Origin of the sequence: Pseudomonas canadensis, from assembly GCF_030980095.1 — a bacterium.
In the GTDB taxonomy this organism is placed as follows: domain Bacteria; phylum Pseudomonadota; class Gammaproteobacteria; order Pseudomonadales; family Pseudomonadaceae; genus Aquipseudomonas; species Aquipseudomonas canadensis.
Genome location: NZ_CP133298.1, coordinates 109,367 through 117,500 on the forward strand (window position 1 = coordinate 109,367; position 8,134 = coordinate 117,500).

The window sequence follows — 8,134 nt, forward strand, 5'->3', positions numbered from 1 at the left end:
GGCTGATGAAGCTGTTTTTGCATCAGCCCGGATCTGTATCAATCACGCCTTGAGCATATGCCCGGTTTCTTCCAGGTTGATGTGCCAGCTCAGCGCTTCGCGCAGGATGTGGGGCGTGTGCCCGCCGACGGCGCAAGCAGCGTTGAAGTAACTGTTCAGGGCATCGCGATAGGCAGGGTGCACACAGTTATCGATGATCACCCGGGCCCGTTCCCGTGGCGCCAGGCCACGCAGGTCAGCAAGCCCAACTTCGGTGACCAGGATATCGACGTCATGCTCGGTGTGGTCCACATGGCTGACCATCGGCACCACGCTGGAAATCGCCCCGCCTTTGGCAATGGATTTGGTAACAAAGATCGCCAGGTGCGCATTGCGCGCGAAATCCCCGGAGCCGCCAATACCGTTCATCATCCGCGTGCCGCAGACATGGGTGGAGTTGACGTTGCCGTAGATATCGAACTCCAGCGCGGTGTTGATGCCGATGATGCCCAGGCGACGCACCACTTCCGGATGGTTGGAGATCTCTTGCGGGCGCAGCACCAGTTTGTCCTTGTACTTTTCCAAGTTGCCGAACACGTCGGCATTGCGCCGTTCTGACAAGGTGATCGAGCTGCCCGAAGCAAAGCTCAGCTTGCCCGCGTCGATCAGGTCGAAGGTCGAATCCTGCAACACTTCCGAATACATGGTCAGGTCTTCGAACGGCGATTCGATCAAGCCACACATCACTGCGTTGGCGATATTGCCGATGCCGGCCTGCAACGGGCCGAGTTTGTTGGTCATGCGGCCGGCGTCGACTTCCTGCTTGAGGAAGTTGATCAGATGATTGGCGATGCCTTGGGTGTCGCTGTCGGGTGGCGTCACGGTCGAGGCGGAATCGGCTTGGTTGGTGATGACGATGGCGGCGATCTTTTCCGGTGGGATCGGAATAGCAGTGCTGCCAATCCGGTCATCGGCCTTCACCAGCGGGATCGGCGTACGGGTTGGCCGGTACGTCGGGATATAAATGTCGTGCAGCCCTTCCAGGTTCGGGTTGTGCGCCAGGTTGATCTCGACGATCACCTGCTTGGCGAAAATCGCAAAGCTGGCCGAGTTGCCCACAGACGTGGTGGGCACAATATGGCCTTGCTCAGTGATCGCGACCGCTTCAATCACCGCAATATCCGGTAGCTTGAGCTGATTGTTGCGCAGTTGCTCGACGGTTTCCGACAGGTGCTGGTCGATAAACATCACTTCGCCGGCGTTGATCGCCTTGCGCAAGGTGCTGTCGACCTGGAACGGCATGCGTCGCGACAGTACGCCCGCTTCGGTCAGTTGCTTGTCCAGGTCATTTCCCAGGCTGGCGCCGGTCATCAGGGTGATTTTCAGCGGCGAGGTCTTGGCGCGTTCGGCCAGAGCGTGGGGGACGGCCTTGGCTTCACCGGCACGGGTGAAGCCGCTCATGCCGACGGTCATGCCGTCCTCGATCAGTGCGGCGGCGTCTGCCGCGCTCATGACCTTGTTCAACAACGAAGGCAAGCGGATACGATCACGGTACATGGATTGTTATCTCAGGCTACGGAAGCAAGGTGCGCAGTTTAGTGATTTCAAAAAAATTCGGCCCGCTACCATGGTCGAATGCCCGGCAGCGATTTAGAGCCTTTGGTCGGGTTTCATGCGGTAATAAAAAACCCCAGCCTACTGGAGGCCGGGGTTTCGAGTATTGCGCTGAAGCAGTGTTACTCGACGGCTTTGACCATGTCTTCGATGACCTTCTTGGCATCACCGAAGACCATCATGGTCTTGTCCAGGTAGAACAGCTCGTTGTCCAAGCCGGCGTAGCCGCTGGCCATTGAGCGTTTGTTGACGATGATCGTCTTGGCCTTGAAGGCTTCGAGAATCGGCATGCCTGCGATCGGTGAATTCGGATCGTTCTTGGCGGCCGGGTTGACCACGTCGTTCGCGCCCAGCACCAGCACCACGTCGGCCTGGCCGAACTCGGAGTTGATGTCTTCCATCTCGAACACCTGGTCGTAAGGCACTTCGGCCTCGGCGAGCAGGACGTTCATGTGCCCTGGCATACGGCCGGCCACTGGGTGGATCGCGTACTTCACGGTGACGCCGTGGTGGGTCAGCTTCTCGGTCAGTTCCTTGAGCGCATGTTGTGCACGTGCTACGGCCAGGCCGTAACCCGGGACGATGATCACGGTGTCGGCGTTGGTCAGCAGGAAGGTCGCGTCGTCAGCCGAGCCGGATTTGACCGGGCGTGCTTCTTTAGAGCCCGCCGCTGCACCGGCATCCGGCGCATTGCCGAAACCGCCGAGCAGTACATTAAAGAAGGAACGGTTCATCGCCTTGCACATGATGTACGACAGGATCGCGCCGCTGGAGCCCACCAGCGAGCCGGCGATGATCAGCATCGAGTTGTTCAGCGAGAAACCGATGCCCGCCGCTGCCCAGCCGGAGTAGCTGTTGAGCATCGAGACGACCACAGGCATGTCCGCGCCGCCGATCGGGATGATGATCAGCACGCCAAGCACGAAGGCCAGGGCCAGCATCAGCGCGAAGGCGGTGAGGTTGCCGGTGAACATGAACGCCAGGCCCAGGCCCAACGTAGCGAGGCCGAGCACAAGGTTCAGTTTGTGCTGGCCGCCGAACTGTACCGGTGCGCCCTGGAACAGGCGGAACTTGTACTTGCCGGACAATTTGCCGAAGGCGATCACCGAACCGGAGAAGGTAATGGCACCGATGGCCGCGCCGAGGAACAGTTCCAGGCGGTTACCGGCAGGAATCGAGTCGCCCAGGTGTTTGACGATGCCCAGGGACTGCGGCTCGACCACCGCGGCAATCGCGATGAACACTGCAGCCAGGCCGATCATGCTGTGCATGAACGCTACCAGTTCAGGCATCTTGGTCATTTCTACGCGCTTGGCCATGATCGAGCCGGCGGTGCCGCCGATCAGCAGGCCAACGATTACGTAGCCAATGCCTGCGGTAGCCAACTCAGCGCCCAGCTTATAGATGAGGCCCACGGTGGTGAGCACCGCGAGCGCCATGCCGAGCATGCCGAACAGGTTGCCGCGTCGCGACGTGGTGGGGTGCGACAGGCCCTTGAGAGCCTGGATGAAGCAGATCGACGCGATCAAGTAGAGCGTCGTGACGAGATTCATGCTCATTACTTAGGCGCCTCTTCTTTTACTTTCGGGGCTTTCTTCTTGAACATCTCAAGCATTCTGCGGGTGACCAGGAAGCCGCCGAACACGTTGACTGCGGCGAGTGCCACGGCCAGGGTGCCCATAGTCTTGCCCAGTGGCGTGACAGTGAGGGCCGCAGCCAGCATGGCGCCGACGATCACGATGGCGGAAATGGCGTTGGTTACCGCCATCAATGGCGTGTGCAGCGCGGGGGTTACGTTCCAGACCACGTGGTAACCGACATAAATCGCCAGCACAAAGATGATCAGGTTGTAGATACCGGGGGAGATAAGCTCTTCCATCGTCTGAATCCCTGCTTAGGCGTTTTTGCGGATGACTTGGCCGTCGCGGCACATCAGGCACGCGGCGACGATGTCGTCTTCGAGGTTGATTTCAAACTGCCCTTCCTTGGTGAAGACCAGCTTCAGGAAGTCCAGCAGGTTGCGCGCGTACAAGGCTGACGCATCGGCGGCGACAGCGCCGGCCAGGTTGGTCGGGCCGCAGATGATCACGCCGTTCTCGACGACTACCTGGTCGGCAACCGTCAGCGGGCAGTTGCCACCTTGGGCAGCGGCAAGGTCGATCACCACGGAGCCGGGCTTCATCTGTGCGACGGTTTCGGCGCTGAGCAAGGTCGGCGCTTTGCGGCCGGGAATCAGGGCGGTGGTAATGACAATGTCGGCCTGCTTGGCGCGTTCGTGCACGGCCAGGGCCTGGCGTTGCATCCAACTGGTCGGCATTGGGCGGGCGTAGCCGCCGACACCGACGGCGCATTCGCGCTCTTCATCGGTCTCGTAAGGCACGTCGACAAACTTGGCGCCGAGGGATTCGATCTGCTCTTTAACGGCCGGGCGTACGTCAGACGCTTCGATCACTGCACCGAGGCGTTTCGCGGTGGCGATGGCTTGCAGGCCTGCAACGCCGGCGCCGAGGATCAGCACGCGTGCGGCCTTCACGGTGCCTGCGGCGGTCATCAGCATCGGCATGAAGCGCGGGTAGTGATGAGCGGCGAGCAGCACGGCTTTATAGCCGGCAATGTTGGCCTGGGACGACAGCACGTCGAGGCTTTGAGCGCGCGAGGTCCGCGGCGCAGCTTCGAGGGCAAAGGCGGTGATGCCGCGCTCGGCGAGCTTGGCGATGGTTTCGTTACTGAACGGGTTGAGCATGCCCACCAATACGGTGCCGCTTTTGATCAGCGCAAGTTCGCTGTCGCTGGGGGCTACCACCTTGAGGATCAGCTCGGCGCCATACGCATCGTTGGCACTGCCAATGGTTGCGCCTGCCGTTTCATAGGCACTGTCGACGACGCTGGCTTTGATGCCGGCTCCGCTTTGTACAGTGACCTTATGGCCCTGGCCGATCAGCTTCTTGATGGTTTCCGGGGTGGCAGCCACCCGCGTTTCACCGGTCTGGGTTTCGAGAGGAACACCAATGTGCACGTCAAATCTCCTGCATGATCTTTTTGCTTTTGATCTTTTTGTAAAAAGGCCAGTGCACCGCGAGTGGCGCAACTGGGGCGGCCGATCAGCACGATCCCGCTGAAATGACAGCGGGGCGCGGCATTTTGCAGGCGAACTTTACGGCCTTCAAGGGATTATGACGGGTGACGAAAAATTAACTACAAGTCACCCTGTGACTGATTGTCGCAACATGCTGAAATAACCTCTTCAAATACATGGGCTTAAAGGGCTGCAGGCGCTTTTGCAATCTTTTGACATCGTTGGTGTGAATAGTCGGTCATTGGCTTGTATTAGTCGCTGCAAGCCATATAGATCATGGCTTTGAGTCCTATTTTCGCCTGACAGATACAGTCTGTTGAAATGCGACATATATGTATATCTGTAGGATTGAAAATTTGCTGACTACAGAGTCAATAATGTTGTTTTGACCTTTAAATACAAGGGCTGTAGCGGTGTGACTGGTCGATCAGCCAGTCCCTAAATGCGTGTAATGAGGCGGATTCGACCTTTCTGTCAGGAATCATCAAGTAATAGGCCTTAGAACTGCTCAGTGCTTCGGGGCTTGTGATTACCAGTTGGCCCTCCTCTAGTTCGCGTTGAATGAGGAACGGCGGGATCAGCGCGATCCCCATGTCATGCATGGCGGCCTGAGACAACATCGAGAATAGCTCGTAACGGGGGCCTGTCATGTCGCGAGGTACGCTCAGCTGCTGGGCGTTGAACCACTGGCGCCACGCGTAAGGTCTCGTCGTTTGCTGCAGGAGGGGCAGTTCTGCGATTTCCTGGGGGCTGAGTTGCGTGCTGTTACCCAGCAGTCGCGGGCTGCACACGGGGACAGGATTCTCTCCCATCAGGCGGTGCGATTCCGTACCGGACCAATCGGCATCGCCGAAGTAGATGGCGGCGTCGAATTCGGTATCGGCAAACAGGAAGGGCCGTGTTCGGTTCGTCAGGTTGACCGTGACTTCGGGATGCTGGCGTTGGAAATCCTTGAGGCGAGGGATCAGCCACTGAGTACCAAATGTCGGGACCACGGCCAACTCGATGGTGTTAGCGCCCTGCTGACCCATGACGGAAAGCGTGTCGCGCTCCACCGCATCCAGTTGCGTGGCTACGCGGCGGCTGTACGACAGCCCGGCTTCCGTCAGTTTTACCCCTCGGCGTGAGCGACGAAACAGCTCGACACTCAAAAACTCCTCAAGGCTGGCGATCTGTCGACAGATGGCGCCTTGAGTGATCGAAAGCTCGTGTGCGGCCTTGGTAAAGCTTTCGTGGCGGGCCGCCGCTTCAAAACTGACCAAGGCGGTAGTACTGGGAATTTTTCTGCGCATATACCGTGTCCTCACATGTAAAGCGCATATGCGCGCTTTTCGGCGGTTTCGAAGTGAGAAATTAGCACAACCCTATGCGGAAACCTCGTTTGCTCTGAGCGCTTGTCGCGCCTAGGCTGGTTCCACGACATTCGTTTCTTCCCGCGAGGACTTATTCATGGCTGGCAAGGCAAGCTTCAACTGGATCGATCCACTGCTGCTGGATCAACAGCTCACCGAAGAAGAGCGCATGGTGCGCGACAGTGCTGAGCAGTTCGCCCAGGACAAGCTGGCGCCGCGCGTGCTTGAAGCCTTTCGCCATGAAAAGACCGACCCTGCAATTTTTCGCGAGATGGGCGAGACCGGTTTGCTCGGTGCGATGATTCCTGAGCAGTACGGCGGCAGTGGCTTGAATTACGTCAGTTATGGGTTGATCGCGCGCGAAGTGGAGCGCGTCGACTCCGGCTATCGCTCGATGATGAGTGTGCAGTCTTCGCTGGTGATGGTGCCGATCAACGAGTTCGGCACCGAGGCGCAGAAACAGAAGTACTTGCCGAAGTTGGCGTCTGGGGAATGGATCGGCTGTTTTGGCCTGACCGAGCCCAATCATGGGTCTGATCCAGGTGCGATGATTACCCGGGCTCGAAAAGTGGACGGCGGTTACAGCTTGACGGGCGCGAAGATGTGGATCACCAACAGCCCGATCGCGGATGTGTTTGTGGTGTGGGGCAAGGACGACGCCGGTGACATCCGTGGCTTTGTCTTGGAGAAAGGCTGGAAGGGCCTGAGTGCGCCGGCGATTCATGGCAAAGTCGGGCTTCGCGCTTCTATCACCGGTGAAATCGTCATGGACAATGTGTTCGTGCCGGAGGAGAACATTTTTCCGGACGTGCGTGGTCTGAAGGGGCCTTTCACCTGTCTCAACTCTGCGCGTTATGGCATTTCTTGGGGGGCTTTGGGTGCTGCTGAGTTCTGCTGGCATACCGCTCGCCAGTACACCCTGGATCGCCAGCAATTCGGCCGTCCATTGGCTGCAACTCAACTGATCCAGAAGAAATTGGCCGACATGCAGACCGAGATCACTTTGGCCCTGCAAGGCTGCTTGCGTCTGGGGCGTATGAAGGATGAGGGTACGGCAGCGGTTGAAATCACCTCGATCATGAAGCGCAACTCCTGTGGCAAATCCCTGGATATCGCACGTATGGCACGCGACATGCTCGGCGGCAACGGTATTTCCGACGAGTTCGGCGTGGCGCGCCACCTGGTCAACCTGGAGGTCGTGAATACCTATGAAGGTACTCACGACGTGCATGCTCTGATTCTGGGGCGCGCGCAAACCGGTCTTCAAGCGTTCTATTAATAGGAGCACGGTATGGGCGCGCTTTCGCATCTGCGGGTATTGGATCTATCGCGAGTACTGGCGGGCCCCTGGTCCGGGCAGATCCTTGCGGACCTTGGGGCTGAGGTAATCAAGGTTGAGCGGCCGGGCAGCGGCGACGATACGCGCGCCTGGGGGCCGCCCTTCCTTAAGGATGCCTATGGCGAGAATACCAGTGAGGCGGCGTACTACCTGTCAGCCAATCGCAACAAGCAGTCGGTGACGATCGATTTCACGCGGCCGGAGGGGCAGGCGTTGGTGCGTGAGCTGGCGGCCAAGTCGGACATCCTCATTGAAAACTTCAAGGTGGGCGGGCTTGCCGCGTATGGGTTGGACTATGAGTCGCTCAGGGAGATCAATCCCGAGCTGATCTACTGCTCGATCACGGGCTTTGGCCAGACCGGGCCCTACGCGGCGCGGGCGGGCTATGACTTCATGATTCAGGGGGTGGGCGGCCTCATGAGCCTGACCGGTCGCCCTGAGGGGGATGACGGTGCCGGGCCAGTAAAGGTGGGTGTGGCGCTGACGGACATTCTTACGGGGCTTTACTCTACAGTGGCGATACTAGCGGCACTGGCTCATCGGGATCATGATGGTGGCGGGCAGCACATCGATATGGCGTTACTGGATGTGCAGGTGGCCTGTCTGGCCAACCAGGCGATGAATTACCTGACAACAGGAGCGTCGCCAAAGCGGCTGGGTAATGCGCATCCGAATATCGTGCCCTATCAGGACTTCCCTACCGCCGACGGTGATTTCATCCTGACGGTGGGTAATGACGGGCAGTTTCGTAAGTTTGCCGAAGTGGCTGGGCAG

The 8,134-nt window shown here is 58.8% G+C and carries 7 protein-coding genes (1 of these 7 only partly in view); 2 read left to right on the forward strand and 5 right to left on the reverse strand.

Annotation, left to right across the window (positions count from 1 at the left end; genetic code table 11):
* Positions 1–42 precede the first annotated feature (42 nt).
* The 5 genes from scpC to RB216_RS00565 all read right to left on the reverse strand — a co-directional run bounded on the left by scpC (position 43) and on the right by RB216_RS00565 (position 5,961).
* Complete coding sequence (scpC, locus tag RB216_RS00545) at positions 43–1,536, reverse strand: succinyl-CoA:acetate CoA-transferase ScpC (protein WP_308908184.1); 1,494 nt, start codon at positions 1,534–1,536, stop codon at positions 43–45.
* Positions 1,537–1,715: 179 nt separating this feature from the next.
* Positions 1,716–3,152, reverse strand: coding sequence for an NAD(P)(+) transhydrogenase (Re/Si-specific) subunit beta (locus tag RB216_RS00550; RefSeq protein WP_028618674.1), 1,437 nt, complete (start codon positions 3,150–3,152; stop codon positions 1,716–1,718).
* A complete protein-coding gene (locus tag RB216_RS00555) occupies positions 3,152–3,472 on the reverse strand; it encodes an NAD(P) transhydrogenase subunit alpha part 2 (protein WP_003187417.1) in 321 nt (106 codons plus the stop codon). The genes RB216_RS00550 and RB216_RS00555 overlap by 1 nt, the downstream gene beginning before the upstream one ends.
* A 15-nt stretch (positions 3,473–3,487) precedes the next feature.
* The gene (locus RB216_RS00560; protein WP_028618675.1) at positions 3,488–4,609 is read right to left on the reverse strand and encodes a Re/Si-specific NAD(P)(+) transhydrogenase subunit alpha; all 1,122 of its coding nucleotides are present in this window, start codon (positions 4,607–4,609) and stop codon (positions 3,488–3,490) included.
* 452 nt (positions 4,610–5,061) lie between these two features.
* A complete protein-coding gene (locus tag RB216_RS00565; RefSeq protein ID WP_164673150.1) occupies positions 5,062–5,961 on the reverse strand; it encodes a LysR family transcriptional regulator in 900 nt (299 codons plus the stop codon).
* Between the two features lie 157 nt (positions 5,962–6,118).
* Between RB216_RS00565 and RB216_RS00570 the strand changes: the two genes are divergently transcribed.
* A complete protein-coding gene (locus RB216_RS00570) occupies positions 6,119–7,300 on the forward strand; it encodes an acyl-CoA dehydrogenase (RefSeq protein ID WP_003187423.1) in 1,182 nt (393 codons plus the stop codon).
* 12 nt (positions 7,301–7,312) lie between these two features.
* On the forward strand, positions 7,313–8,134 hold the 5' portion of the coding sequence (locus RB216_RS00575; RefSeq protein ID WP_308908185.1) for a CaiB/BaiF CoA transferase family protein. Its footprint extends 399 nt past the window's final position; 822 of the gene's 1,221 nt are visible here — the first part of the coding sequence; it begins with the start codon at positions 7,313–7,315; its stop codon lies off the right edge, out of view.